The sequence below is a fragment of the Alicyclobacillus sendaiensis NBRC 100866 genome, assembly GCF_001552675.1.
In the GTDB taxonomy this organism is placed as follows: Bacteria; Bacillota; Bacilli; order Alicyclobacillales; family Alicyclobacillaceae; genus Alicyclobacillus; species Alicyclobacillus sendaiensis.
Map to the genome: position 1 here is coordinate 1 of NZ_BCRQ01000041.1, position 26,471 is coordinate 26,471.

A 26,471-nucleotide genomic window follows, 5' to 3' on the forward strand; every position below is an offset into this window, starting at 1 on the left:
TGGTGAGCGAGGCGCGCGGTGGTGCGGAGTCCCAGAGCGTGTCCGCTGGCGACGCGGACGAGGGGTTGCCGGCGGTGCAGCGCAATCTCGCCGAGTTTGACCGGTTCTTGCCGGATGCGGCTCCTCAACAAGCGGCGGAGGAGGGGGCGTTGCTGGAGCCCGTGGCCTCGGACGATCCCCTGTTGGCCTCCCAAGCTCCCGTGGCGTCATTCGACTTTGTGCACCAGGTGGATGACGTGGTGCTCGAGGCGGCCGGTGAAGCCGATGCGGGCGAAGCTGCGAAGGAGGTCCAGGGCGTTGCCACGCGATCCGAGGATTCCGCCGAGGATTCCGCTGAGGATTCCGCTAAGGATTCCGCTGAGCGTGACTTAGGTGAGGTTTTGGCGGAGGATAAGACGCCCAAGGTCTCGTTCTTCGCATCGGGTCAGGAGGACAAGGAGGCCGTTTTTGCCCAGGAGGAAGCTCGCACCGAGGGGCAGGTGTCGACGGAGGGTGCGGCGCTCACCGAAGCGGAGGCGGCGCGCCCCGAGAGCGAGGCGCCAAAGCCGCAGAACAAAAAGCTGTGGTCGTTTGTCGACTTCAACGCGCCGGAGCCGCGCCACACGCTGCGCTTTGTCATCGTGTTGGAAAACGAGACGCTGGAGACGGTGGCGGAACGGTGTGGCTGTCTGCCGAGCGAGCTCGAGCGAGCGAACCCGTGGCTTCAGGGCCCTGTTGAGCCGGGGATGGCTCTCCTGGTTCCCGAACGGCGGGTGACGATTCAAAAGGTCGTTCAACTCAATTGATCCAGGGATGCGCAAGGGAACGCGCGGGAATCGTGGCCAAGGTCGCGGTTCCCGCGTTTTGCGTCAGGATGTGGTGTCAGGGCGCGCCAATGAACATGAGGAAAAACACGAGGAATAACAGCATGAGGATCAGGAGATCGAGCGCGCTTGGCCAGAAAATGGCCCTGAAAAACAACAGCAAAATGGCGAGGGCGAGCAGCAGTTTCACGAAGCGGAGCAAATTTTGAAACAACCCCACGGAGCCGACCTCCTCACTGAGCCGATACATATATATGCGGCCGTTGGACGGAGTGGTCTTCGAGTATGCACAGCGCGTTCGATCTGATAACATAGGGTCGTCCACATTCGCGGCAGGTCTGGAGGAAGTCGGTTGGAGTCGACAGGGAACGCTTGGAAGACGGGCGTGTGGCGCGGTTGGTACTGGCGGTTCGACCTGTTGACGGTCGTCGCGGTCGCCGTGCTGGAATGCATCGCGTATTACGCGTCCGGAGGCAGGTATTCGTTTTTCTTCACGGGTGAGCTTGGCACGCTCATCGCCGTGGTCCTGGTGGTGCAGCGCGCCAAGGAGAAGCGGAGCCTGAACGGCCTCGCGGTGGCCGCGGTGAGCTATCTGTTGGGCTTCTTGTTTCAGTTCACGCTCGGCTACGCCGAGACCCACGCCGTCATCGCGCACGGAGAGGAGCGCGCCTTCCTGTTGCAGAACGCGATGACCTTTGTCGTCGCGCTCCTCTTCGCTTGGCTGTACGGTTGGACGACGGACTGGTCGGAGCGGCGCAGAGCCGAGCTCGCGGCTCAGCGAGCGCAAAAGGAAGCCGAGACGCGGCGTGCGGAGGGGGACGAGCGGCCGCGCGTGCGTATCCATCGAAAGAAGAAGCGCCGTGGGCGCGGCCGGCGGCCGAAATCTTGACAACCAATTCCCGGGTTGCGTACTATACGTACCAGATCCCATACGCCAAGGCGAAGAAGGGAAGGAGTAGGGCGTCGCCGGTTGTCCAGAGAGGGCGGGCTGAGTGCTGGAACCGCGCCCCTTCCGGCCGCTTGAAGGTCGTCCTGGAGCCGTGCCGGTCATCCCGTTATCGATGTTCGAGTGCCCCGGGCGGTTTGGCGCGGGGAATTCAGGTGGTATCGCGGAGCCCTCCGTCCTGAAGGACTGAGGGCTCTTTTCCATGAGACGAGGAGGATTCACATGACCGAACGAACGCTCTCCACGGTGTATGATCCCAAGTCCGTCGAATCGCGTATCTACGAGGTGTGGGAGCGCGGCGGCCATTTCGCCCCTCGCGAGGGCGCTCGGGGGACCTTTTCCATCGTGATGCCCCCGCCGAACGTGACAGGCGTGCTGCACCTCGGCCACGCGCTCGACACCACGCTGCAGGATATCGCCACGCGCTTTCGCCGCATGCAAGGGTATTCGACCCTTTGGGTCCCCGGCACGGACCACGCGGGTATTGCCACGCAGGCGCGCGTCGAGCAGGTCTTGCGCGAGGAGGAAGGGAAGTCGCGCTACGATCTCGGCCGCGAGGCGTTCGTAGAGCGCGTCTGGGCGTGGAAGGAGCAGTACGGGGGCACCATCACGAGCCAGATCCGTTCGCTCGGCGCGTCGTGCGATTGGTCTCGCGAGCGGTTCACCATGGATCCCGGCCTGTCGCGCGCCGTGCGCGAGGTGTTCGTCCGCCTGTACGAGGAAGGGCTCATCTATCGCGGCAATCGCATCATCAACTGGTGTCCCCGCTGTCGCACCGCGCTCTCCGACATCGAGGTGGAGCATATCGAGGAGCCCGGCGTCCTGTACCACGTGCGCTACCCGCTCGAAGACGGCTCGGGCCACCTCGTCATCGCCACCACGCGCCCCGAGACCATGTTCGCGGATGTGGCGGTCGCCGTGCACCCGGACGACGAGCGATACGCTTCGTATGTCGGGAAGACAATTCGGCTCCCGCTGACGGATCGCACCATCCCCGTCATCGCGGACACCTACGTGGAGCGGGACTTCGGGACCGGCTGCCTCAAAATCACGCCCGCGCACGATCCGAACGACTTCGAGGTCGGCGAGCGACACCACCTCCCCTCGCTCGTCTGCCTGGACCAGGACGGGCGCCTGACCGATCTCGCCGGGCGGTTCGCCGGCCTGTCGCGCGAGGAGGGCCGCGAGCGGGTGGTCGAGGCCCTGCGCGAGGAAGGCTATCTCGTCAAGGAGGAACCACTCGATCACGCCGTGGGCCACTGCGACCGATGTGGCACGGTCGTCGAGCCGTATCTGTCGGAGCAGTGGTTCGTGCGCATGGAGCCGCTCGCCCAAGATACGCTCGAGCGCGCGCGCAGGGGAGAGCTCCGCTTCTTGCCGGATCGGTTCATGAAGGTGTTTGAACAGTGGCTCACCAACGTGCGCGACTGGTGCATCTCCCGCCAGCTCTGGTGGGGCCATCGCATCCCGGCCTGGTACTGCGGCGCCTGCGGGCAGGTGTCCGTTTCCCGGGACGATCTCGACCACTGCCTCCACTGCGGATCGCAGGATGTGCAGCAAGACGAAGACGTGCTCGACACCTGGTTCTCTTCGGCGCTCTGGCCGTTTTCCACGATGGGATGGCCCGAACGTACGCCCGATCTCGCCCGCTTCTACCCGACGAGCCTGCTCGTGACGGGATATGACATCCTCTTCTTCTGGGTGGCGCGCATGGCCTTCATGGGCGTGCACTTCACGGGCCAGATGCCGTTTCAAACGGTGCTTTTGCACGGCCTCTTGCGGGACGCCAAGGGCCAGAAGATGTCGAAGTCGAAGGGCAATGGCATCGATCCGATGGACGTGATCGACAAGTACGGCGCGGACGCGCTCCGCTTCATGCTGGCGTCGAACACCGTCCTTGGCAACGACCTTCGCTTCTCGTGGGAGAAGGTCGAGGGAGCCCGAAACTTCCTGAATAAGCTCTGGAACGCCGCCCGATTCGTGTTGATGAATCTCGACGAGGGCTTTTCGCCGGTGCCGCTCGACGCGCCTTCGCTCGATCTCGCCGATCGCTTCATCCTGCACCGGCTTGGCGAGACCATCCGCCGCGCCACCTCGGCTCTCGAGGACTACGATGTCGGGGAAGCGGCGCGCGCGGTGTACGAGTTCACGTGGGACGAGTTCTGCGACTGGTACATCGAGTTCGCCAAGATCAACTTGTACGGCGATCACGCCGAGAAGAAGCGGCAGACCCAGACGGTGCTCATCACCGTGCTCTCGCGCGTGTTGGCGCTTTTACATCCCTATATTCCGTTCATCACAGAGGAGATTTGGCAGGCGCTGCCGAACACTACAGGTATGTTGATCGACGCCGTGTGGCCGGATGCGGCGGACCTGCCGGTGGACGAGCGCGCTGTGGAGCAGATGCGCGCGGCCATGGAGATCATTCGCGCGGTGCGAAACGTGCGCTCGGAGCTTCAGATTCCCCCGAAGACCTCGGTGCCCATCGTCATTGGATGCGATACGGAAGGCGTCCGAGGTGTGGTGAATCAGGTCACCGAGATGATTGCGCGTTTCTGCAACGCGGAGCGGGTGGACGTCGAGGCCGGGATCGAACCGCCCAAGCAGGCCGCGGTCCAGGTGGTCACCGGGGCGAAGATCTACATCCCGCTCGCGGGCCTCATCGATATGGACGCGGAGCGCGAGCGATTGAAGAAAGAAGCGAATCGTCTCAAGGGCGAAGTCGAACGCCTGGAGAAGAAACTTGCGAACGCAAACTTCGTCCAACGCGCGCCTCAGGAGGTCGTCGCCCAAGAGCGGGAGAAACTTGCGGATTATCGGGCGAAGCTCTCGGCGGTCGAGGAGCGCATGGCGTCGCTCGAGGGGTAAAGGGCGGGACGGACATGCGGTACGAGGAGGCCGTTCGCTACATCGGCACGCTCCGGAGGTTCGGCATGAAGCCGGGCCTTGACCGGATGCGTCGGATTTTGTCGAAGTTGGGTCACCCGGAAGACGGTTTGCGCTTCTATCACGTCGCAGGCACCAACGGCAAGGGCTCGGTTTGCGCGATGCTCGCCGCGATGCTTCAGGCTCTGGGGTACCGAACCGGGCTGTACACGTCGCCCGGCATGGGGGGCTTCAACGGGCGAGTCGCGGTCGACGGTGCGCCGATTTCCGAGTCTGCGTTCGCCGAACACGTCGACGCGGTGCGTCGCGCGGCCGACGCCGCCGATCCGCCGACGGAGTTCGAGGTCCTGACCGCGGTCGCGCTGCTCGCTTTTCGGTCGGCCGGTGTCGAGCGCGTGGTCTGGGAAACGGGGCTCGGCGGCCGTCTGGACGCCACGAACGTGGTCTGGCCGCAGGTGACCGGCATCACCAATGTGTCGTACGATCACGTCGACATCCTCGGGCCAACCCTTGTCGACATCGCGCGGGAAAAGGCGGGGATTGTGAAGCCGGGCGTGCCGGTAGTCACCGCGTGTGCGGATGGCGCGTACGGTGTGATAGAGCGCACGGCGGCACGGCTGGGATCGAAGCTCGTTCGCGTCGGTCGCGAGGTGCAGTTCACCATCACGGGCGCGGACGGACGCCTGCGCGGTGCCTACCGGGGGCTGTTCCGGGACGCGCCGATGGTCCGCCTGGGGCTCGTGGGGGAGCACCAGGCGCAGAACGCCGCTGTGGGTCTCGCGATGTTGGAAGCCGGCGAAGGGCGCATTGCAGAAGCGGACTGGGAACGCGCACTGGCGTCGCTCGCGCGGGTGCGCTGGCCGCTCCGATGTGAGGTGTTTGACATCGGAGGGCGCCGAGTCGTGATCGACGGAGCGCACAACGAAGAAGGCGCGCGCACGCTCGCTCGAACGCTTCGGCGCTTGGGCAAAGCGTGGGGCGCGAGCCGGTGGCGCATGGTGTTTGCGGCGTTCGCCGACAAGGACGTGCGGGCCATGCTCGCACACATGCTGCCCTTGGCGGGCTCCCTGCTGATTTTGCAATCGCCTCATCCGCGGGGGGCGGACCCGCGGAAGTTGGCGTCTCTCGCGCGCGAGATCCGGCCGGACGTTTCGATTCACGTGATGCCGTCGATTGAGGATGCGATTCAAGAAGCGTTGGCGGGCCCCGAGCCGATTGTGATTTGGGGAAATTTGTATATGGCGGAGTTGGCGCGGAACACTATCACTGCACTGGGTGCAGAGGAATGGCAGTAAAGGACGGTGAGGCGCGTGCGCGGTTCGGAACATGTGCACTTCGTCGGGATCGGCGGTTACGGCATGAGCGCCATCGCGCGGGTCATGCTGGATTTGGGATATCGAGTGTCGGGATCGGATGTGTCGCGACACGAGCTCACGGAGAAGCTGGCGTCGCGCGGGGCTACGGTCTATTACGGACATCGCCCTGAACACGTCCAGGGCGCGGACATTGTGGTCCACAGCACGGCCGTCAAGCCGGACAACGTGGAACTCCAGGCGGCGCGGGCACTTCAGATCCCGGTGATTCACCGGAGCGAGATGCTGGCGCGTTTGATGGACGATCGCGTCGGCATTGCGGTGACAGGCGCCCACGGCAAGACCACCACGACGTCGATGATCGCGTACGCGATGGAGCAAAACGGCCTCGACCCGACGTTCGTCGTCGGCGGCGTTGTGGCAGATCTCGGGGACAACGCGAAGGCCGGCAAGGGGCCGTTTGTCGTCGCGGAAGCCGATGAGTCGGACGGATCGTTTCTTCACTATCGGCCGAGCATCGCGGTGGTCACCAACGTCGAGGCAGATCACCTCGAGCATTATGACGGCAAGTTCGAGAACCTCGTCCGAGCCTACGAGACGTTCATCCGCCAGATTCTGCCAGAAGGTCTCTTGGTGATGTCCGCGGATGACGAGAAGCTCCGCGAACTTCGGTCGGCTGCGCGTTGTCGAGTCGTGACCTACGGATTCGCGGAGGACGCCGACATCACCCCGCGGCACGTGGAACTCGGCGATCGCGCCTCACGGTCCGACGTCTACATCGGCGGGGATTTCGTCGGCACGCTGCAACTCGCGCTGCCCGGCCGGCACAACGTGCTGAACGCGCTTGCCGCCATCGCGGTCTGCATGGAGGTCGGGCTCTCCTTCGAAGCCGCGGCGCAGGCGCTGGCGAAGTTTCACGGTGCGAAGCGCCGGTTTCAAGTGGTGGCAGAGGTGGGCGGCGTGTTGATTGTCGACGACTATGCCCACCATCCGACGGAGATTCGCGCCACCATCGCCGCGGCGAAGTCCACGGGCCGGCGGATTGTGGCGGTGTTTCAGCCACAGCGGTACACGCGCACGTTCTTTTTGTTCGAGGAGTTTGCAAAGGCGTTCGGGGAAGCCGACGAGGTCATTCTCTGCGACATCTACTCGCCGGCCGGTGAGCGCAAAATCGACGGCGTGTCTGCGGCGAGGCTCGCGAGCGAGATCGCGCGCATGAGCAATCCGAACACGCGCTACATTCCGACGCACGAAGACGTGATTGAATACCTGGTGCAAAGTGTGCGGCCGGGCGATCTCGTCTTGGTCATGGGCGCGGGAGACGTGTGGAAAGTCGCCAAGGGGCTGGCGGGCGTCCTGCAGATTCCGGAGCGACAGGCGCTCGTGTGAAGGGACTTCGGCCGAAAGGGCGGCGGGATCGGGTGAGCCGATCGCGCCGCCTTTGTCGATTTTGCCCGAAAATCTCTGCGCCGGCGTCGACATGTTTCCTGTCCATCCGTCATAGCCTTTTCTATAGACTAGAATCAAGCTTTCAGGCTGCCGAGAAAGCGGCGAAGAATGCGCTTACAGAACGTGGTTTGCAATCCCGCCGCGATCTCGTTATACTGTCCGCAGCCCGACCCCCTATCCGTAAGGAAGAAAACGGAAAGAGGTGAGGGAGTGCGTCTACCAAAGTCGAAAGCCGTGGTGGCGGCCGTGACGGCGGCAGCCGTCGGCTTTGGCGGTGCGGGCACAGCGGTGGCCAGCACCTACAAGACCATCACGGTGTCAGACAATGGGCAGCGCAAGGTGTTGCGTGGGTTTTCGACCGGAACCTTGGAAGAATTCTTGGAGCAACACGGAGTCCACATCGACAAGAGGGACCGCGTCAGCCCGGCGCTCGATAGCTCGGTCGTCAATGGCGAGATCGTGACCATCGAAACGCCCAAGGAAGTGACTTTGGACGTCGAAGGGAAGGCGGAAACGGTCTACACGTTTGCCCGGACCGTGGGAGAGCTCTTGAGGGAGGAGCACATTGCGCTCACCCCGCAGGATCGGATGAACGTCAAGGCGACGGACGCCATTTTGCAAGGCGAGACCATCGAGATTCACCGTTACGTGACGGAGACCACCACCGAGACGCAGGAAATACCGTTTCAGACCATACGTCGCACCACGAGCGAACTCCTTCGAGGGCATGTCCAATACGTGACGCACGGTGTGAAAGGGTTGCTGCAAGTTCAGACGACGCGCGTCTATCGGGATGGCAAGTGCATTGCCACGCGGGTGGTCAAACGGGTCGTGCGGGAACCCATCGATGCGGTGGTCGAGGTCGGAACCGCCAAGCCGAAGCCTGTGCAGGCGACGCTCGCCACGAGATCGTCCAATCCAGATCCAGGGCTCATCCGCGAAGCGCTGACGGTTGTCGCCACCGCCTATGTGGCCGGTGGCACCACCGCAACGGGGGTCCCGGCCCAACCGGGTGTGATTGCCGTCGATCCGCGCGTCATCCCGCTCGGATCCCGAGTGTACATTCCGGGGATTGGCGTCTGTGTCGCGGCCGACACCGGTTCGGCTATCGTGGGCGACCGGATCGACATCTGCATGGCCTCCGTGGCGCAGGCGGATGCGTGGGGGGCCCGCACCATCACGGTGTACGTCCTAAGGTAAATCGCAAAACACGGCATAGGGGTAAGGGTGAGATGGGGGCAGCTGCCCCCATCTCTTTTTGCTCGTTTTTGCGAAACGGGCGCTTAGAAGATGACCGTTGGATCAAGACAAAATCTTTTCGCTCCTTTCACGCGAGATTCATGATCTTTCAACAATTCCCGGTTACATTCGCCTCGTGGAACCATAAGGGGAGGGGGTTCAGCCACTGTGAAAGCCAGACGATGGTCTCCTGTTTTGGCTGCGTCTGTGGCCATGCTGACGGCCATGTCGCCGCAAGCGCTCGCCAGCGACGCGGTCTCGTCGACCGCCCCGACGGCGACGCCGATTCATCACCTCGTGGTCATCTTCGACGAAAACGTATCCTTCGACCACTACTTCGGTACATACCCGAACGCCGCCAACCCCGCGGGTGAACCGCCTTTCTACGCGGCGCCGGACACGCCGAGTGTCAACGGCCTTTCGGGCAGTTTGCTCACCAACAACCCGAACGGCTCGAACCCGGAGCGCCTGGACCGGTCGCAGGCCGTCACGCCGGATATGAACCACAACTACACGACTGAGCAGCAGTCGGTCGACGGCGGCCGTATGGACAATTTCATCAACACCGTGGGGCGCGGGAACCCCATCGATCTCGACTATTACGACGGCAACACGGTGACCGCGCTGTGGTACTACGCGCAACATTTCGCCTTGAACGACAATGCGTACTGCACGCAGTACGGGCCGTCCACGCCGGGCGCCATCAACCTCATCTCGGGGGACACCGCCGGAGCCACCGTCTATTCGTCCAACGAGACGACGGGCACGGCCCAAGTGGTACAGCCGGGCAGCAAAAATTTCCCCGCCAACGTGGTGACGCAAAATGGCGTCGATATCGGTGACATCGATCCCTACTACGACAGTGCCTCCAAAGGCATGACCATGGCCATGTCCGGCAAAAACATCGGCGATCTCCTCAATGCGAAGGGCGTCACGTGGGGATGGTTCCAAGGCGGCTTCGCCAATCCCAACGCGAAGGACATGAACATCGCCGGCACGGACGAGACCACCGACTACAGCGCGCACCACGAACCGTTCCAGTACTATGCTTCCACTGCGAATCCCCATCATCTGCCGCCATCCAGCGTGTCGATGATCGGGCGGACGGACCAGGCCAACCATCAGTACGACATCACGGACTTCTTCATGGCGCTCCAGAACGGAAACATGCCAGCGGTCAGTTTTCTCAAGGCGCCAGAATACGAGGACGGCCATGCCGGTTATTCCGATCCGCTGGACGAACAGCGTTGGTTGGTGCAGACCATCAACCAGATTGAGGCGTCGCCGGATTGGTCCTCGACCGCCATCATCATCACCTACGACGATTCGGACGGCTGGTATGATCACGTCATGCCGCCGCTCGTCAACGGTTCGAACGATCCGGCCGTCGACGTCCTTGGCGGCAAGCCGGTGCTGCAAAACGGAACGGACCGCGCGGGCTACGGCCCTCGTGTGCCCTTCCTCGTCATCTCGCCGTACGCCAAACACAATTTCGTGGACAACACCCTGATTGATCAGACCTCGGTACTCAAATTCATCGAGCAAAACTGGCGCCTGGGTTCACTCGGACCGGCGTCCTACGACACGCTGGCCGGATCGCTCATGAACATGTTCGACTGGCACCTGCACAACCCGCCTGTCTTTCTGGACCCCTCGACCGGTGAGCCGGTGACGCCGGATGTCGAGCCGCAGGTGGTGCATGGGATCGCGTATTTGAGTTTGAATCACTACGCGCAGAACCTCGACGTGGTCCTGCGCGAGGCGAACGGAGTGGCCCGATTCTCGTATGAAGGTCACGATGTCGCCATCGACGAGCGCTCCGGCAAGGTCACCGTCGACGGGCAGCCGGTTCACCTGAAGGCGCCCTTGATGCGGTCCGGCGGCGTGTGGATGGTGCCCGTGGACGAGATCGATCCGCTTATCGGAGCCCAGATGCATACCTACACCGCAGGGAATCTCACGTTCTATCTTTTCTCCCCACAGGACACGCCTTGAACTTTTGGCCCCTGGCGCGCGTCTCTCATGCAGAGCGCTCGCGCGCAGGGGCTTTGCCTCTACCGAATCTCTCGAACCTTGCATACGTCTCGCCCCCGGCTCATAGACTAGCCGTGATCACGACGCGAACGGGCCGGGAGGCGGTCAAGTTGAACCCATCGAGCCCAACACCCAACCACGGAAGTCGCCAGTCGCCGTCGCACACGGTTCGCGTCCGCATGGGAACGCAGACGTGGACCGTCTCGAACGGCGGCACCGCCTCGGAGGCGGTCGAACCGGTGCTTCGCATCGAGCGGCGCCATCCACCCATCACCCTCGCCGCGATGCGCGCGCGGATCGAAGAGGCGCGCGCGCCGACCCCTTCGTGTTCGCGCTTGAATCGGGTCTTCGCGGCCGCGCGAGCGTGGGTCCTTCCGCCGAGGGAAGGTCGATTTCAAGCCGGGCTCAAGACAGGATTGGCGAGCGGGATGATGCTCGGCTCCTTGGCACTCGTGGCGTTTCATCAGCTTGCCACACCCGTGGCACGCGCGCCGGCCATGCCAACGGAGGCGCGCGCATGGTCAACCCGCGGCATGGTCGGCCCTTCGACGAGCGTGGCGTATCCCGGGTTGTCCATCGAGGTGGCCGTGCCGACGCGAGCGCCTGGGGGCTCACCGTGGCTCGCGCTGACGGCTGTCGGCATTCGCCACGTGTTGCAAGCGACCCACTCGCAGTCTGGCGACTACGAGATGCGCGCGCTTCGTCTGCAGGCCGGAGCTGTTGCGCTTCCCGGTGCCCTTCCTCCTGGTGTGGTCAGTCAGGACGAAAATGCGCTCGCCTTCGCGGAAAGCGCCTTGTTGGCGGCCGTGTCTTGGGCGGCCGACGGGGGGAGGCAGGCGGATGCCGAGCGAGCGCTGGCGAACGCGCTCGCCATCCCAAAGGAGACCTGGATTCGATGGCCGAATGGTGAGGGCCGCGTTGGGTGGGATCTGTACCAGGCGCTGAAGGCCATGCGGATCTCGGTGAGTGCGGGTGACGTGCAGCGATGCGAATCGCAGGCGGTGCGCGCCTTGAACGACTGGCTCCACCTGTGCGGATGGCCGGGCATCGTCGAGTTGTCGAAAATGGGGCATTGACGAACGGTGTCGAACATGTTCACAATAGTACCGTCGCGGTATGCCCCCGGTGAGAACCGGCGAAGCCTGCCGCGAGCGGTAGCAGGTTTGGCAGCGTTTCTGATCCGTCCGGACGCACCGGACCCTTTTTTTGGGTTTTCAACTGCCGTACCATCATTTTTACCGCAGCCGTTTGTCGCATTCCGCCCGTTTCCGTATGCTCAGGGCATCCATGGGAGACGAGGTGGGATGAACGTGGACTGGGACGTGTGTGTGGCATCGGAGTTGGAGGATGGCCCGCGCGAGCGCCTGATGCGGCTTGGGCCGAGCGCGCTGCGCGTGGACGAGCTCTTGGCCTGCATCATGCAGTCCGGCAACGGCAAGCAAAACGTGTACGAGATCGCGCAGTCGCTCTGCCGATATCTGGGTGATCTCGACCGGCTTGCGGACCTCGAAGTAGCGGAGCTGTTGAGCGTCCCTGGCATTGGGCCGGCGAAAGCCGTTCAAATTGCGGCCGCGGTGGAGCTAGGCCGCCGCGTCGCCCGAAAGCCGCCGGGGGAGAGACAGCAAATCCGCACAGCCGAAGACGCCGCAAAGTATGTGATGGACCGACTGAGGTATCTTAAAAAGGAACATTTTGTAACTCTTCTTTTGGACACGAAGCATCGGGTCCTGGCTGAAGATACGTCGTCCGTGGGCAGCCTGGATGCTTCTATCGTACATCCGCGCGAAATCTTTCGCCGCGCGATCCGCATCAGCGCTTCGAGCATCTTGTGCATACATAATCACCCCAGTGGCGACCCATCTCCAAGCCCTGAAGATATTGCGGTCACGAAGCGTCTCGTCGAGGCGGGACGGGTGCTCGGCATCGAGGTGCTGGACCACATCGTGATTGGCGACGGTCGATTTGTCAGTTTGCGCGCGGAAGGGTACCTGGATTCTACTTCATGAGAGGAGTCGCGTGGAATGTTTTCCGTGAGAGATATGGGTGTTGACTTGGGTACGGCGAACACGCTGGTGTATGTGAAGGGCAAGGGCATTGTCGTCCGCGAGCCTTCGGTCGTCGCCATCCGCACCGACACCGGCAGCATTGAGGCGGTCGGCGCCGAGGCGAAGCAGATGATCGGGCGCACGCCGGGGAACATTGTGGCGGTTCGGCCGATGAAAGACGGCGTGATCGCCGACTTTCAGACCACCTCGGCCATGCTGCGCCATTTCATCCGCCAGGCGATGAAGACGAAGTCGTCGTGGTCCGGCAAGCCGCGCGTGATGATCAGCGTTCCGTCCGGCATCACCGCCGTCGAGCGGCGGGCGGTCGAAGACGCCGCCCTGGAGGCGGGCGCCAAGGACGCCCAGGTGATTGAGGAGCCGATGGCTGCCGCCATCGGCGCGGGGTTGCCAGTCGGTGAGCCGACGGGATCGATGGTGGTGGACATTGGCGGCGGCACGACGGAGGTGGCCATTATCTCGTTGGGCGGCATTGTCACGTCGAAGTCGATTCGCGTGGCAGGCGATGAAATGGACGAGGCCATTATTCAATACGTGAAGAAGACGTACAATTTGATGATCGGCGAGCGGACAGCTGAGGACCTCAAGATTCAGATTGGGGCAGCTGACGATCTCGACGAGGAGCGTTCCATGGAAATCCGCGGCCGAGATCTGTTGACTGGCTTGCCCCGCAACGTGACCATCACGTCGAAGGAGATCAGCGAAGCGCTGTCCGATACCGTGCTCGCCATCGTGGATGCGGTGAAAGTGACACTGGAGAAGTCCCCTCCGGAGTTGGCTGCAGATATCATGGACCGCGGCATCGTCCTGACGGGCGGCGGCGCGCTGCTCCGCAACCTCGACAAGCGGCTGTCTCGGGAAACAGGCATGCCCGTGCTCGTCGCAGAGAACCCGCTCGACTGCGTGGCCATCGGTACGGGGAAGGCGCTGGACAATTACGACGTGTACCGCAAACGCTCGGCCGCCATGCGGCGCGCCCAAGGCCGGGCGTAAGGTGACGGAGAAGAGGGATACCCGTGTCCCGATATTTGACAAGTCGCCGGCTGTTCTTGATCCTCGGCAGCCTCATTGTCCTCATGATCATCGCAGGACTGACGCTGTCGCAGACGGGACGCCGAGCGACCTTTCCAGAGCGTGTGTTGATGGACATCCAGAGCGCTGTATCCGGAATCGTGTATCGGCCGGTGAGCAAGCTGACGGGGTTTTTTGCGGGTCTGTCGAATCTCCGTCAAATGTACGAAGAGAACGCGGCGCTGAAACAGGAGATGGAGAACTACCAAGCTCTGCGCGCCGAACTCGCCGATGCGCAAGCGGAGAATCAGCGCCTGGAGACCATGCTCCACTTCTATCGCCGCACGGTGAGTCAGCTGCATGAGATCCCGGCCAGGGTCGTGGGGCGCGAACCGTCTGAGTGGAACTCGTCGCTCACCATCGACGTGGGTAGCGCGGACGGTGTGCAGCCGAACATGGCCGTCGTTGCACCGGACGGCAGCCTCGTGGGGCGCGTGGACACGGTGAGCGCGCATAGCGCAAGGGTGGTGCTCATCACCGACACCGAACTGGGCGATGGCGTCTCCGCTCTCGTGGAGGCCAGTCACATGCAGCCGTTTGGCGTCATCACGGGGTCCGCGACGAGCCCGGGAGAGCTCAATCTGGACTTCCTCGGCCAGATCATTCAATTGCCCGCCTCGCAACTGGTGGGGGATGAAGTCGTGACCTCGGGGCTTGGCGACGTCTTCCCGCGGGGACTCGTGATCGGAACCATCACCAAGGTGATCTACGGAGCGCACAACACCGCGAAATCGGCGATTGTCCAGCCGGCTGCGCAGATGGACTTTTTACAGGACGTATTCGTCGTGCGAGAACAGGGGAGTTCACCGTGAAGGCCGCGATCGCGTTCCTGACGCTGTGGGTGGGACTCATCCTCCAGGCCACGCTATTCGAGATTCCGCCGATGGACGCCATTCATCCGGACTTCGTGCTGGTGATCCTCGTGCTGTTGGCGCTGTTTCGAGGCGCAAACTTGGCGATGGTGTTTGGAATTGCGATTGGGCTCATCCAGGACGTCTGCTACGGGCCGTTCATCGGACTGAACGCGTTCGCCTACGGCTTGACCGCCTACATGGCGGCCGCGGTTTTCAGTCAGTTCATGCAGAAGAACCTTGCCATTGCCTTTCTAACGACGATGGGCGTCAGCTTTGTACACTCGTGGTTGACCTACGGGTTTATGCGCTTGTTCGAATTGACCAGCGACTCCATTCAGTACGCTATGTCCGCGTCGCTTCAGGCGATGATGGTCAACGGCGTGGTCGCGCTCGCCTTGTATCCGTTGTACAGGGCATGGTTCACCCGCCCTCGACGGCGCGGGTACGACGCCTTGCATTCCGGGGATTCGCCCTGAACTCGCTGATTTCATCGACGGGAAGGAAATCGGCGAATTCAGGGCGAATATTGCCTGTTGGGCGATCGCGCCATCCTGGAGGGAGCAGCCGTTGATTTTAGAAAGTGAGCCGCTGATGGATCATAGGCCGCCGGTGACGGTGAAGGGTACGCGAGAAGGTCTCACGTTTTTGCTCGATGAGCGAGCGGATGTGGATCAAATCTGCGCGTATCTTGAAACCCTCATCACTGGCGAAACCGGCAAGCTGTTCGAAGGCCCCACTGTGGACGTGTACGTGGATTACGGCAAGCGAGCCCTGACCCCCCAGGAGACTTGGCGCATTCTCGACGTGTTCCGGAAGCGAGACAACTTCCTGGTCCGAGCGTGGGGCAGCGCGAAAGAAGTGCGCGATACCTCGCGCCGTCATCGCGACGCGCGCGCGCAGCACATCTATCACGGCTTGGTGCGATCGGGACAACCCCTGTCCTTCGACGGGGATGTGGTGATTATCGGCGACGTGAACCCGAGCGCCGTGGTGGAGGCAACGGGAGACATCTATGTGTTTGGGCGTCTTCTCGGCATCGCGCACGCCGGCGTGGGCGGAGATGAAACAGCCGTCGTCGCGGCCGCGGAGTTTGCGCCGATGCAGATTCGCATCGCGGACGTGGTGAGCCGTGCGCCCCAAATGCGCGCGACGATGGAGTACGCCTATTTGGAAGGCCGAGAGATGCGTGTGGCGGAAATGAAGTACTTTCTCCCGTGGCACAAAATCCGAAAACGTTCCGGTCGAGACGAGCGGAGGTGAAGCGAGTGGGCACCGCAATCGTGATGACATCCGGCAAAGGCGGTGTCGGCAAGACCACGACGACGGCCAACGTGTCAACGGCGCTCGCCCTGCTTGGGAAAAAGGTCTGTATGGTGGATGCCGACATTGGGCTCCGAAACCTGGACGTCGTGATGGGGCTCGAGAATCGGATCATCTATGACATCGTCGATGTGGCCAACGGCGACTGCCGACTCGAACAGGCGCTCATCCGCGACAAGCGGTTCGAACACCTCGTGTTGTTGCCGGCCGCGCAGACCAAGGACAAGCGTGCGCTCTCGGTCGACAAGATGGTGGAGTTGGTGAATGAACTCAAGCAGTCGTTTGATTTCGTCATGATCGACTGTCCTGCGGGCATCGAGGAAGGCTTTCGGGTGGCTGTGGCGCCGGCAGACATGGCCATCGTCGTCACAACTCCGGAACACACGGCGGTGCGGGACGCGGACCGCGTGCTTGGGCTGTTGGAACGGGATAAGGTCGGAGAGCCGAGGCTGGTCGTCAATCGCATACGGCCCGACATGGTGAAGCGCGGAGACATGTTGGATATCGACGAGATTGTCCAGGTCTTGGGTTGCGATTTGCTCGGCGTGATCCCAGATGACGAGCGGGTCATCCGAAACAGCAACCGCGGCGAACCCGTCGTCTTGGACACGTCCGTCCCTGCGGCGACGGCGTATCGCAACATCGCGCGGCGGATCCTCGGCGAGTCCGTCCCGCTCATGCACCTTGAGGAGAAATCGGGACTCTGGGGTCGACTGCGCAAGTGGGTGGGCGGCCGCTGACAAGACTCGTGCATACCTGTCCTCATGGTCGCGTACAGATGAGGTGAGAGGAGGACGGGTATGCCACGAAATCTCGCAGCCTGGCCGTGGAAACGACGAGATCCTTCTCAAGCGGACGATTCAAACGGTTCTGACGATTCTGCTCGTCAGGCCCCCAGCCGATGGACGACTGGCGATCCGAACGGCGACGACTGGCCGGAATCGCCGCTCTCCCCATACGGTGTAGCGGATGACGACGGGGGAATTCGGCAGGTGGAGAGCGCGGCCTGGGTTCGGCCGGTGCGATGGGTCTCCGCAAGATCCGCTCGCGGATTTCAGCCTCATTCCACCGGAAAACAGAAAGCGGCGCGCGCAACGCCTCGGTTGACCTCGCAGCTCTTCGGTGCGCTGGTTCTCGTGGCGGCAGGCTACGCGCTCGAGCACGATCCCAGGGTTCCGTCGGCCGTCGCCGCCCATGCTGTGGGTGCGTTCGATGTGGACTATACGAATCGCGTCCAGCCTACTCTGGACCGCCTGTTAGCCTCGCTCCACGTCCGTCCCCTTTCGCTCGGCGCCGTCGCCGCCATGCGGGCGCCCGTCTTTGGCCGCGTGATCCAGGGTTATGGCCCGAACCATCCGGAAGTTTTCGTGGAGGGGGATGCTGGTGATCCGGTGCAGGCTGCGGCACCTGGCACCGTGGTGGGCGTGTATCCGACGGGTGACACATACCTGGTGAAGATCGACCACGGCGTGGACGGGATCGCGTTGTACGGAGGCTTGGGTTCCGTCACGGTCCACCCGGACGATATCGTCCTCGCCGGGCAGGAGATCGGAACCCTGCCCAAACGCCCGGCTCATCCTGTGTTTCGCTTTGCTTTGGAGAAGAACGGGAAGTTCGAAAATCCGCAGCGGTGGATTGTGTTTTCAGGAGGCCCCGCATGACGTCCGGTAGAGCGGGGAGCGCGCGGCAGAGAGTGCGGGTGAATCTTCACCCGCTCTTTGTGTTGTCGGCCTTGGCCGCGTGTGTCGCCCACCTGGCGCTCCAGGTCGCGATCCTCTTCCTCTGCGTTCTCCTGCACGAACTGGGTCACGCGGCCGTGGCGCGCGCGCTGGGATATCGGGTTGAAGCCATTGAGCTTTTGCCGTTCGGCGGCGTCGTGAAGGTTGCGAACGGCAACCTGGGCTGTGTCCCCCGTCACGAAGCCATGGTCGCCATTGCAGGTCCGTTGGTGAACCTTGGTCTGGGATGGCTAGGTCTCGCACTCGCGGCGAGCGGCGTGTCGTCGTCGGAAGCCTACCGGGCCTGGGTGGCGCTCAATTTGTGGTTGGCGATCTTCAACCTGCTTCCATGTCTACCGCTGGACGGGGGGCGGCTATGGCGGGCGAGCCGAAGTCGCAGCGTGGGGTACGCGCGTGCGACGGAAGGGGCATATCGGATGGGCTTCGTGATCGCAGCGTTGCTCGTACTGCTCGGCATCATGGCGTTTTTGGCTGGGCGGCCGCATATCGGCGCGCTTGTCCTCGGCCTGTTTCTCGCTGTTTCGGCGTGGCAGGGGCTGAGGGAGGTGCGCGTGGATATCGTTCGCTTTTTGGATATGAAACGCAGACAATCCAAACCGGTCGTGCGCGCGCGCTCGCTTGTGGCGCGAGTGAATACGCCCATTCGCCATGTGGTGGGGCAGTTTGCGCCGAATCGCGTGCATCTCGTGTATGTGACGGATGACCAGGGCAGAGTTGTGGGCATCGTCGAGGAGTGGGAGATTGTCGAAGCCGTGTTTTCCGGCAAATGGGAGACGCCCATCGGGGAGCTCTCGGATTCGGGTGTTGTGGGCGCTTCGAAGTTGTGATACACTGCATGGAGTGCATCACTGTAACCGCATGCCGTCGGCTCTTAAAGGTTGCCTGCAGGGCAGCCTGCCGAAGCAGCGAGTCTGAGTGAAGGAGCGTTGTCGGATGTATGCAATTGTAGAAACTGGCGGGAAGCAGTACAAGGTGAGCCAGGGCGATACCCTGATCGTCGAGAAACTGGATGGTGAGGTTGGGGCGGAAGTCGTCTTGGACAAGGTCCTTCTCGTTCAGAACGAAGGCCAGGTTCAGGTGGGCTCGCCGTACGTGCCAGGCGCGAAAGTCGTCGCCAAGGTGGTTGAACACGGCCGAGGCAAAAAGATCGTCGTGTTCAAGTACAAGCCGAAGAAGAACCACCATAAGAAGCAAGGTCATCGTCAGCCGTACACGAAGCTCACGGTGGAGTCCATTCAGCTCGCATGATTGAGCTGGAGGTCCTCTTACGCCATGAGGGGGTCTTGGGCTTTCGCGTTCGTGGGCACGCGGGTTATGCGGATCCCGGAAACGACATCGTCTGCGCCGCCGTCAGCGTGTTAGTGTACAATTTCATTAACTCGGCAGAGCGGTTTGCGGACACCCCGCTCGAGGTTCGGGACCGGGGCGATGAATTGTCCTGTCGCTTTCCCCCATCGCTCAACCCACGCGCGAAGCTGTTGTTCGACAGTATGGTGTTTGGCATTGAACAGGTGGCGGAGCAGTACCCGGATCATGTGCGCATTCGGCACGTTCGTGCGCGCTGACCGGCATCTCCCGTCCGCTCCGCATGCGATAGAAGGACGACGGAAAGGATGATCCATGATGTTGCGACTGAATTTGCAACGCTTTGCGCACAAGAAGGGCGCTTCCTCTACGCGGAACGGCCGCGACAGCATCTCGAAGCGACTGGGTGTCAAAGAGCCGGACGGCAAGGTCGTGCACGCCGGCAGCATCCTCGTTCGGCAGCGGGGCACCAAGATTCACCCGGGCCGCAACGTCGGTATTGGAAAGGACGACACGCTGTTCGCAAAGATCACGGGCCAAGTGCGCTTCGAGCGCTTTGGCAAGGGAAAGAAGCGCGTCAGCGTGTATCCTGTCGCGAGCGAGGCGGAAGTCGTCGGCAAGTGACGAAAGTCTGCGGCGAGGCAGTCTGTGCGCAACAGCGCTCCAGATTGCCTCTTTTCTGTTGAAGGAGGGAAGTCCGTGCCTCAAGGCTTGGAGCACGGCACCGTGCTCGAGGCGTTTCGCCGTCATCGCCATGACGTCCTGAATGAACTGCAGATCATCCGAGCCCTCATTCAAATGAATCGGAGCGAACGCGCGATGGCGGCCATTGATCGGCTCGCCGAATGGCTGCAGTCGCTCGGCCGCGTGCAGCAGGCGGTTTTCTCGAGCGCGGAGCCTCTCGTGTGGGTGTTGGCGGGCTGCCCTCACGTCGTCGTGGCGGATATCGTGGTGGAGCATGCGCCTGAAGGCGATGCGGTAGAGCAATGGATGGCCTTCTTGACTGAACTCGAGGCGCAGCTCGCCACTGAGGGGCGGTCCCTGCGGGTCAAGCTCAGGATTGGCGCAACAACGCTCCGGGTTGAGTGGGACGCTCCCGAGCTGGGGATGGCGGACTGGCGAGATCGTTATCCACAGGTTGACTTTGCAAGGGGGTGACGGCGTGTTCGTCGACCACGCGGTGATTTACGTGAAAGGCGGCAACGGTGGCAACGGCATTGTGTCGTGGCGCCGCGAGAAGTATGTGCCGCGAGGTGGCCCCGCCGGCGGCGACGGTGGCCGCGGTGGCGATGTGGTCCTCGTGGTGGACGAGGGGCTCCGCACGCTCGTCGACTTCCGGTATCAGCGTCACTTCAAGGCCAAATCCGGCGAACCAGGGGGGCCAGCGAAGCGACACGGGGCGGACGGCGAGGATCTCGTGATCAAGGTTCCTCCTGGGACCCTCGTGCGCGATCGGAACACGGGAGAATTTCTGGGAGACCTCGTGCAGCCAGGAGACCGGCTCGTGGTGGCGAGAGGCGGCCGCGGAGGGCGCGGAAATGCGCATTTCGCGAATTCCGTTCGCAAGGCGCCTGAAATCGCCGAGAAGGGGGAGCCCGGAGAGGAGCGCGTGATTGGTCTCGAACTTCGGGTGCTGGCGGACGTCGGCCTCGTGGGCTATCCGTCGGTGGGAAAATCCACCTTGCTTCGCGCCATGACGCGCGCCGAGCCCAAGGTGGGGGCATACCCCTTTACTACGCTGCACCCCGAGCTCGGCGTGGTCGAACTCTCGGACGGGCGTTCGTTCGTCATGGCCGATTTGCCGGGGCTGATCGAGGGCGCTCACGAGGGCCGCGGGCTCGGACACCAGTTTCTGCGTCACATTGAGCGGACCAGGGTGCTGGTTCACGTCATCGATATGGCGGCTGTCGACGGGCGCGATCCCGTCGCAGACTACCGCGTGATCGAAGACGAGCTCGCCCAATACAGTGCCGAACTTGCCAACAGGCCTCGCGTCGTCGCGGCCAACAAAATGGATCTGCCTCAGGCCATGGAGCACCTGGCGCGCTTTCGCTCCGCCTATCCGGAGCTTGAGATCTTTCCCATCTCCGGCGTGACGCACGAAGGGCTTCGGCCGTTTGCTGAGCGGCTCTATGAACTGGTGCAAGCAACCCCGGTGCCTCACTCGGCGAACGTCGCGCCAGCGGACGAATCGGCGCACAGAGTTTATCGCCTGGCGGAAGAGGTTCCCCTCACGATTCGGAAAGAGGATGGCGTCTTTGTGGTCGAGCACTCGGAGATCGAAAAGCTCGTCCAGATGACCAACTTCGATCAGTACGACGCTGTGAAGCGATTCCAGCGCATCATGCAAATGCGCGGCGTGGACGACGCCCTGCGCGCCCATGGCGCGAAGGACGGCGACGTCATCCGCATTGGGGATATGGTGTTCGACTTTGTGGATTGAGGTTCCACCGTCGTTTCCCGAAGAACTGAGGCCGGCTTTGGAGACGCAGGTTTGGCAATCAATGCCTCTCGAATGTGCTGGACTCCTTGTGATCCACGGCGGGCGGACGTGGGCCATGGCGCTGCCCACCACGGCGAGCGCCATGGGATTCGCGGTCCATCCCCGCCTCTGGGTCGAGACGTTGACCATCCTGGAGCATCGGGGTATCGAGATTTGGGCCACCTATCACAGTCATCCGGGAGGGCGATTGCGGCCAAGTCGTCGCGATCACGCCCTTCATTGGACCTCCAAACGTCTCCTTCTGCTTGCGCCGTCCGGCCCACACGTCGCCATTGCCCAGTACGAATGGACGGCGTCTTCCGACAATAGGTCTTGATCATCCCTGCCTGTTTTACAAAATCATCAGAAAGATAACTTCCAGAAAACAGGATATCACGCTCGCTTCGCGAATTCTTGCAGCGAAGGGAGCGTGGTAGGCATGGATCGATTCGCGGCGGTTCAGGTCGTCGACGCGCTGCTCTGCGCAGCGATTCGCGCCGGTGCGAGCGATGTCCACCTGTATTTGGTCAACGGACACTTGGAAGTCTCGTTTCGCGTCGGAGGCAAAATGGTGCCGTTCATGAGTGGCATCGCCTATTCCGAGGAAACGGTTCGGCGCCTTAAGGCGTTGGGACGCATGGATGTCACGGTCCGGCACCTGCCACAGGAAGGCAGCTTTCAGTGGATGGCAGACGGGAAAGTCGCCCATATTCGCGCCTCATCCGTCCCGATCTTTGGCGGCGAGTCTGTCGTCTTGCGCCTGTTTCATGCGGGGGTTTCAGGGCACCCCCTCCAAGATCTTGGCCTCTCTCACGAGTCGCTGTCTCGCGTTTTGGGCTGGTTGCAGCGCGATAGTGGCTTGATCGCGCTGGCGGGGCGCACGGGCGCCGGGAAAACCACGATGGCGTACGCGATGTTGGAGCACTTGCTCAGTCAGAGCCGGACCGTGTTGACGCTCGAGGATCCTGTAGAAGTTCGCGTCCCTGGATGCCGCCAGATAGAAATTCAGGAAAAGCAAGGACTCACGTTTGATGTGGCGCTCCGCGCGATGGTCAGGCAGGACCCCGATGCCATCTTCATCGGCGAGGTGCGAGACGAGGTCTCGGCGGCGGCCGCATGTCGCGCCGCGATGACAGGGAGGCTCGTGATTGCGACGGTTCACGCGCGCAGGCCAATGGGCGTCACGTCGCGCTTTCTCGACTTCGGGGTTCCTGCGTCCGTCTTGGAAGAGGTGCTAAGCGGGGTCGTGTTTGTCGAGTCCGCAGGTCATGGCGGCCGAACCTATCGCGCCTTAGGTGTCGAACGGTTATTCCCCCATGAAGACCGGGCGCACAGAGTCTCCGGGCGACTTACGCGAACGTCGAGGGTGGGGAAGGGCTTTGCGTCGGCGCATTAGGATGATCCGCCGTCGCGTGCTGATGCGCCTGGCTCGCATGCCTCACATCGAGCGCGAGACGGCGTTGTGGTTGATGGCGTTTTCGCGAATGCTGCAGTCGGGCGTCGATGTCCGTTTGGCCGCTGCCACACTGCGTTCGAGTGGCGGGTACGTCGGCGCGGCTCTATGCGAAGCGGTACTCCAACAGGTGGAGCGGGGTCAGCCTTTGGTGGACGCGTTCTCCGATTGGATTCGAGAGATGGACTGGATGAGTCTTGCGGCGGCCGAGCGAGCCGGGGCGTTTGCGGAGGGGATGGAGCGCGTTGCAGCGCGCACCATGGATCGCGTCCGATGGCGCCAGGCGCTCGTGAAGCAGTTGACCTATCCCTTCATCCTGTTGTGCGGCACGTACGGGCTCTTTGGGTTCATGATCATCGCGGTCCTTCCAACGCTTCAGAAACTGGCATCTTTGACGCCGGGAGCTGCACGCCACCAAGGTGTGACGCCCACGACCATCTCGATCGCGTGCTTGGTATTCGTCACCTTGGCGCTTCTATCCGTTCCCTTGGTCCACCTGGTCAAGCGCCGTTTCCCATCCGCTCCCGTTCGTCCGCCGTTCGAGCGGCTCGTTCGCCGAATTCGCACCGAGCGACTCGCAGACCAACTCGCCTCGCAACTTGAGGCCGGAATCGGAGCGTGGGATGCCGTGGCGTGGATGGCTGGCCGCCGTGGCGATTTCGGGCGTCACGTGAGGGAGGTCGACGAGCGACTTCGGCAAGGTACTTCCCTCACGGAAGCGTTCGCGGCCATGGGGCAGATGCTCGATCCTCTCTTTCTCACACTTGTCGAGGTGGGCGAGGTGACGGGCGAGGTGGCGGACCGGCTGCGGGAAGGGCAGCGCATCATGCAGTGGGATATTACACACCGCTTAGAGTCGCTTGCACAGGTGGCCGAGCCCGTCGCGGTGGGCTTGATGGGGCTTGTGGTCGGTGTCTTGGTGTATAGCCTGATGGTTCCTATGTACCAGGCCATTGCGCGCCTGTCGTGATGTCCTTGGAGGTGTGATGAGATGGGTGGCATTCCGGGCGTAGACGTTCGTCGCTCGCGGACAAGCATCACGGGGTTCAGCCTGATCGAGATCATGATCGCCGTCGTGATCATCGGCATTCTAGTGGTGATGATCACGCCACAGCTGTTGCGCGCGTCTGGACGAGCTCAAAACACGGCGTGCGCAGGCAATGTGCGGACCATATCCGCAGCCTTGGCCGAATACCAGCTGATCCACGGGCAATTGCCCACTGGGAATACGGTGCAACAAATTCAGACCCTCGTCTCCGACGGCCTGCTTTCGAACGATGCACTGTCCGGCAATTACGTCATCCAGGATGCGGACGCGAACAACGTCACCGTGACATGCCTGTCTCCCGGAGGGATGTAGGATGGAGCGCGTGTTGGCCCTCCGCTTTTCCAGGGACAATCGCGGCGGGTTCTCGCTGCTTGAGGTCATGATGGTCGTCTCCATTTCCACGATCTCCATCGCAATGCTGACGGGCTGCCTGGTCTCGTTGGAGAGGGGCATGGCGCTGAGAGCAACGGCTTTCACCCTGTTGGCCCAGATGCGGGCCATGCAAAATCTGGCTTCCACGAGCGATACCTTCACCATGGTGTGGCTCGATCCCTACGACACCGGCTATCGCCTCCTCCAAGGGACTCAGACGCTCGAGTCGGACGCGTTTGCGGTCGGCGTCAATTACGTCGACGGGTACCTTCAGCTGCCTGTCCACGTCATCTCGTACGACAATCTCGGCAACGCACAGGTGGCTGGCGTGATTCGGTTGACGGACGGGCAACGCGAAGACGATGTGCGCCTGTACATGGGTACGGGGTGGCAGACGGGAGGGTGGACTGCGTGACACTGTGGGAAAACCTGTTTGCCGTGCTGATGTTGGCGGTGCTGATTCCGGCCATCTGGATGTCCCAGACCCACGCTTACCTCGTTTTGGAGAAATCCATTTCTCTCCAATCCATTGAAGCCGCGGAGATACGCGTCATGGAGGATGTGATGCATGGCGGTTCGGTTCCCCAGACCGTGCAGGAGGGCGGTCGCGTGTACACGGTCCACTGGACACAAGTGCCCGATGCGCAGGCTGCGGCATGTCAGGATCAGACGATCACGCTGGATGCGGGCGGAGATCCCGTTCCTACCCTCGTCATCCCGACGTGCACCCAAGGGATTTTCGCTTCTTGAAACCATGGTATCACTCGCCGTGGCCTCCCTCGTCCTTCTCGCTTGTTCGATGACGGCCATCGCCGTTCTGAGAGGCGCGGACCGGGTCGACCAGGTGGCCGAAGATTGGGCGGTGTTGGACAGTGTGCGCCGGCTCACTTTGGAGGACGTTCACGCGGCCGTAGGCGCGAGTGCTCTGGGTGGAACCCTCATACTCCGAGAGATGAGTGGAACCATTTACACCTATTACCTGAATTCCAACCACCAGCTCGTCCGTGTCAAGGCTGGTGGTGGAACGGCCGTGATTGCGACCGGCGTCCGGGCCTTCTGGGCTTCGCAGAAGTCTACTCCGTCGGGCTGGTTGCTCGCCATATTCGTTCAAACCGAGGACGGGGAGAGCCTGTCGTGGGACGTGGGAAACGCGGGGTGACCATCCACGATGTGCCGTCGCTATGGCTCGAATCAACCTTCCGGGTTCGTGTTGTGGTATGTGTTGGCTTGCACCGCAGGTCTCGTCCTCGTCGCCGCGGCGACGATGCTGACGGGTTCGCTCGCGCTCCGCGCGGAAGCGAGGAACTTGCGTTTTGTCCAGTGTCGGGCGATTGCATCCGCGTTGTCTCGCTCGGGTGAAGCCGTGTTAGCGCGCGGGGGACACTTGCCGGCCCTATGGCAGGCTCGCGTGGCCGGCCACCCCGTGGTGCTGACAAGCTCAACTTCGGGCAGTCAGGTCTTCGTTTCGATCCGAGTGACAGAGGGCACCGTGTCGGATACAATGTCCTTTGTGTATGACACGAGCGCACGCGTCGTGGTATCGTGGCAAGACAATGGCCCTCGGTCATGATGGAGTGATGGAGACCTTGCGTGTGGCATTGGTGGGTTTTATGGGATGCGGCAAATCGACCGTGGGTCCTGTCCTTGCGCGCCGACTTGGGTTTGAATTTGTCGATCTCGACCTCGACATTCAGGAGACAGCTGGAAGAACGATTTCGGAAATCTTTGAGCAGGATGGGGAGTCTGCATTTCGCGCACTCGAGTCGGAGTGCTTGGCGCGATGCGCTCTCCGTTCTCGCTTGGTGGTGGCGCCAGGTGGGGGCGTCGTGATCGCGGAGCGCAACCGCCGACTTCTGCGCAGCCAATTCCACGTCGTCTATCTCCGCGCCAAGCCGACGACCCTCGCCGAGCGCCTTCGAGGGGAAGCCGACCACCGCCCGTTGTTGCGCGGACATTCCCTCGAAGACCGGATCACGCGCCTGCTCCGTGAACGTGGCGCGTTTTACGATGAAATCGCGTCGCAGATTGTGGATGTGGATGGAAAATCCCCTGAAGCGATCGCGGAGGAAATTTCGAGTGGCCTGAAATCGATCT

At 62.3% G+C, this 26,471-nt stretch carries 29 protein-coding genes and 1 pseudogene; 29 read left to right on the forward strand and 1 reads right to left on the reverse strand.

Annotated features, from left to right (window positions below; translation table 11 throughout):
* A pseudogene (locus tag AS26_RS09105) lies at positions 1–785 on the forward strand (hypothetical protein); the annotation flags it as partial.
* Between the two features lie 76 nt (positions 786–861).
* Here the strand turns inward: AS26_RS09105 and AS26_RS14425 are convergent.
* Entirely contained in the window at positions 862–1,023 is a 162-nt protein-coding gene (locus AS26_RS14425; protein WP_169793483.1) for a hypothetical protein, read from the reverse strand.
* 132 nt (positions 1,024–1,155) lie between these two features.
* Between AS26_RS14425 and AS26_RS09110 the strand changes: the two genes are divergently transcribed.
* The 28 genes from AS26_RS09110 to AS26_RS09245 all read left to right on the forward strand — a co-directional run.
* Positions 1,156–1,692: a hypothetical protein gene (locus AS26_RS09110; protein ID WP_062308708.1), complete on the forward strand. Its 537-nt coding sequence runs from the start codon at positions 1,156–1,158 to the stop codon at positions 1,690–1,692.
* Between the two features lie 279 nt (positions 1,693–1,971).
* A complete protein-coding gene (locus AS26_RS09115) occupies positions 1,972–4,617 on the forward strand; it encodes a valine--tRNA ligase (RefSeq protein WP_062308711.1) in 2,646 nt (881 codons plus the stop codon).
* A gap of 14 nt (positions 4,618–4,631) precedes the next feature.
* Positions 4,632–5,930, forward strand: a complete 1,299-nt coding sequence (locus tag AS26_RS09120) for a bifunctional folylpolyglutamate synthase/dihydrofolate synthase (protein ID WP_062308714.1) — start codon at positions 4,632–4,634, stop codon at positions 5,928–5,930.
* A 15-nt stretch (positions 5,931–5,945) separates the two neighbouring features.
* Positions 5,946–7,337: a UDP-N-acetylmuramate--L-alanine ligase gene (murC, locus tag AS26_RS09125; RefSeq protein WP_062308757.1), complete on the forward strand. Its 1,392-nt coding sequence runs from the start codon at positions 5,946–5,948 to the stop codon at positions 7,335–7,337.
* A 270-nt stretch (positions 7,338–7,607) separates the two neighbouring features.
* Positions 7,608–8,597, forward strand: a complete 990-nt coding sequence (locus AS26_RS09130; protein ID WP_062308716.1) for a resuscitation-promoting factor — start codon at positions 7,608–7,610, stop codon at positions 8,595–8,597.
* A 207-nt stretch (positions 8,598–8,804) separates the two neighbouring features.
* A complete protein-coding gene (locus tag AS26_RS09135) occupies positions 8,805–10,631 on the forward strand; it encodes a phospholipase C (protein WP_083516040.1) in 1,827 nt (608 codons plus the stop codon).
* A 149-nt stretch (positions 10,632–10,780) separates the two neighbouring features.
* Complete coding sequence (locus AS26_RS09140; protein ID WP_062308718.1) at positions 10,781–11,746, forward strand: hypothetical protein; 966 nt, start codon at positions 10,781–10,783, stop codon at positions 11,744–11,746.
* Between the two features lie 228 nt (positions 11,747–11,974).
* On the forward strand, positions 11,975–12,676 hold the full coding sequence (radC, locus tag AS26_RS09145; protein WP_062308720.1) for a RadC family protein: 702 nt from the start codon (positions 11,975–11,977) through the stop codon (positions 12,674–12,676).
* Between the two features lie 15 nt (positions 12,677–12,691).
* On the forward strand, positions 12,692–13,726 hold the full coding sequence (locus tag AS26_RS09150; protein WP_062308722.1) for a rod shape-determining protein: 1,035 nt from the start codon (positions 12,692–12,694) through the stop codon (positions 13,724–13,726).
* Between the two features lie 23 nt (positions 13,727–13,749).
* On the forward strand, positions 13,750–14,616 hold the full coding sequence (gene mreC / locus AS26_RS09155) for a rod shape-determining protein MreC (RefSeq protein WP_062308724.1): 867 nt from the start codon (positions 13,750–13,752) through the stop codon (positions 14,614–14,616).
* A complete protein-coding gene (gene mreD / locus AS26_RS09160) occupies positions 14,613–15,134 on the forward strand; it encodes a rod shape-determining protein MreD (protein ID WP_062308726.1) in 522 nt (173 codons plus the stop codon). The genes mreC and mreD overlap by 4 nt, the downstream gene beginning before the upstream one ends.
* 91 nt (positions 15,135–15,225) lie before the next feature.
* The gene (locus tag AS26_RS09165) at positions 15,226–15,918 is read left to right on the forward strand and encodes a septum site-determining protein MinC (protein ID WP_062308728.1); all 693 of its coding nucleotides are present in this window, start codon (positions 15,226–15,228) and stop codon (positions 15,916–15,918) included.
* 5 nt (positions 15,919–15,923) lie between these two features.
* Positions 15,924–16,718 carry a septum site-determining protein MinD gene (gene minD, locus AS26_RS09170; protein ID WP_062308730.1) on the forward strand — a complete coding sequence of 265 codons (795 nt, stop codon included), beginning with the start codon at positions 15,924–15,926 and terminating at the stop codon, positions 16,716–16,718.
* 60 nt (positions 16,719–16,778) lie between these two features.
* The gene (locus AS26_RS09175; RefSeq protein WP_062308733.1) at positions 16,779–17,639 is read left to right on the forward strand and encodes a murein hydrolase activator EnvC family protein; all 861 of its coding nucleotides are present in this window, start codon (positions 16,779–16,781) and stop codon (positions 17,637–17,639) included.
* Positions 17,636–18,544, forward strand: coding sequence for a M50 family metallopeptidase (locus AS26_RS09180; RefSeq protein ID WP_062308735.1), 909 nt, complete (start codon positions 17,636–17,638; stop codon positions 18,542–18,544). Before AS26_RS09175 ends, AS26_RS09180 begins: the two co-directional genes overlap by 4 nt.
* A 106-nt stretch (positions 18,545–18,650) precedes the next feature.
* Entirely contained in the window at positions 18,651–18,965 is a 315-nt protein-coding gene (gene rplU, locus AS26_RS09185) for a 50S ribosomal protein L21 (protein WP_062308736.1), read from the forward strand.
* Complete coding sequence (locus AS26_RS09190) at positions 18,962–19,282, forward strand: ribosomal-processing cysteine protease Prp (protein WP_062308738.1); 321 nt, start codon at positions 18,962–18,964, stop codon at positions 19,280–19,282. The genes rplU and AS26_RS09190 overlap by 4 nt, the downstream gene beginning before the upstream one ends.
* 58 nt (positions 19,283–19,340) lie before the next feature.
* Positions 19,341–19,646 (forward strand): 50S ribosomal protein L27, encoded by a 306-nt coding sequence (rpmA, locus tag AS26_RS09195; RefSeq protein ID WP_062308740.1) that lies wholly within the window; start codon positions 19,341–19,343, stop codon positions 19,644–19,646.
* 75 nt (positions 19,647–19,721) lie between these two features.
* Entirely contained in the window at positions 19,722–20,180 is a 459-nt protein-coding gene (locus AS26_RS09200) for a Spo0B domain-containing protein (RefSeq protein WP_062308743.1), read from the forward strand.
* 4 nt (positions 20,181–20,184) lie between these two features.
* The gene (gene obgE / locus AS26_RS09205; RefSeq protein WP_062308745.1) at positions 20,185–21,465 is read left to right on the forward strand and encodes a GTPase ObgE; all 1,281 of its coding nucleotides are present in this window, start codon (positions 20,185–20,187) and stop codon (positions 21,463–21,465) included.
* Positions 21,404–21,841 carry a Mov34/MPN/PAD-1 family protein gene (locus tag AS26_RS09210; RefSeq protein WP_083516041.1) on the forward strand — a complete coding sequence of 146 codons (438 nt, stop codon included), beginning with the start codon at positions 21,404–21,406 and terminating at the stop codon, positions 21,839–21,841. The genes obgE and AS26_RS09210 overlap by 62 nt, the downstream gene beginning before the upstream one ends.
* 102 nt (positions 21,842–21,943) lie before the next feature.
* Entirely contained in the window at positions 21,944–22,900 is a 957-nt protein-coding gene (locus AS26_RS09215; protein ID WP_062308747.1) for an ATPase, T2SS/T4P/T4SS family, read from the forward strand.
* Positions 22,884–23,927: a type II secretion system F family protein gene (locus AS26_RS09220; RefSeq protein WP_245629697.1), complete on the forward strand. Its 1,044-nt coding sequence runs from the start codon at positions 22,884–22,886 to the stop codon at positions 23,925–23,927. The genes AS26_RS09215 and AS26_RS09220 overlap by 17 nt, the downstream gene beginning before the upstream one ends.
* Before the next feature lie 21 nt (positions 23,928–23,948).
* Positions 23,949–24,317 carry a competence type IV pilus major pilin ComGC gene (locus tag AS26_RS09225; protein ID WP_062308749.1) on the forward strand — a complete coding sequence of 123 codons (369 nt, stop codon included), beginning with the start codon at positions 23,949–23,951 and terminating at the stop codon, positions 24,315–24,317.
* Position 24,318: 1 nt separating this feature from the next.
* Positions 24,319–24,792: a pilus assembly FimT family protein gene (locus tag AS26_RS09230; protein WP_062308751.1), complete on the forward strand. Its 474-nt coding sequence runs from the start codon at positions 24,319–24,321 to the stop codon at positions 24,790–24,792.
* On the forward strand, positions 24,789–25,127 hold the full coding sequence (locus tag AS26_RS14430; RefSeq protein ID WP_062308753.1) for a hypothetical protein: 339 nt from the start codon (positions 24,789–24,791) through the stop codon (positions 25,125–25,127). The genes AS26_RS09230 and AS26_RS14430 overlap by 4 nt, the downstream gene beginning before the upstream one ends.
* A 4-nt stretch (positions 25,128–25,131) precedes the next feature.
* Positions 25,132–25,536, forward strand: a complete 405-nt coding sequence (locus AS26_RS15030) for a hypothetical protein (RefSeq protein ID WP_169793484.1) — start codon at positions 25,132–25,134, stop codon at positions 25,534–25,536.
* A gap of 433 nt (positions 25,537–25,969) precedes the next feature.
* On the forward strand, positions 25,970–26,471 hold a 502-nt coding region (locus AS26_RS09245; RefSeq protein ID WP_245629699.1), incomplete at its 3' end, for a shikimate kinase.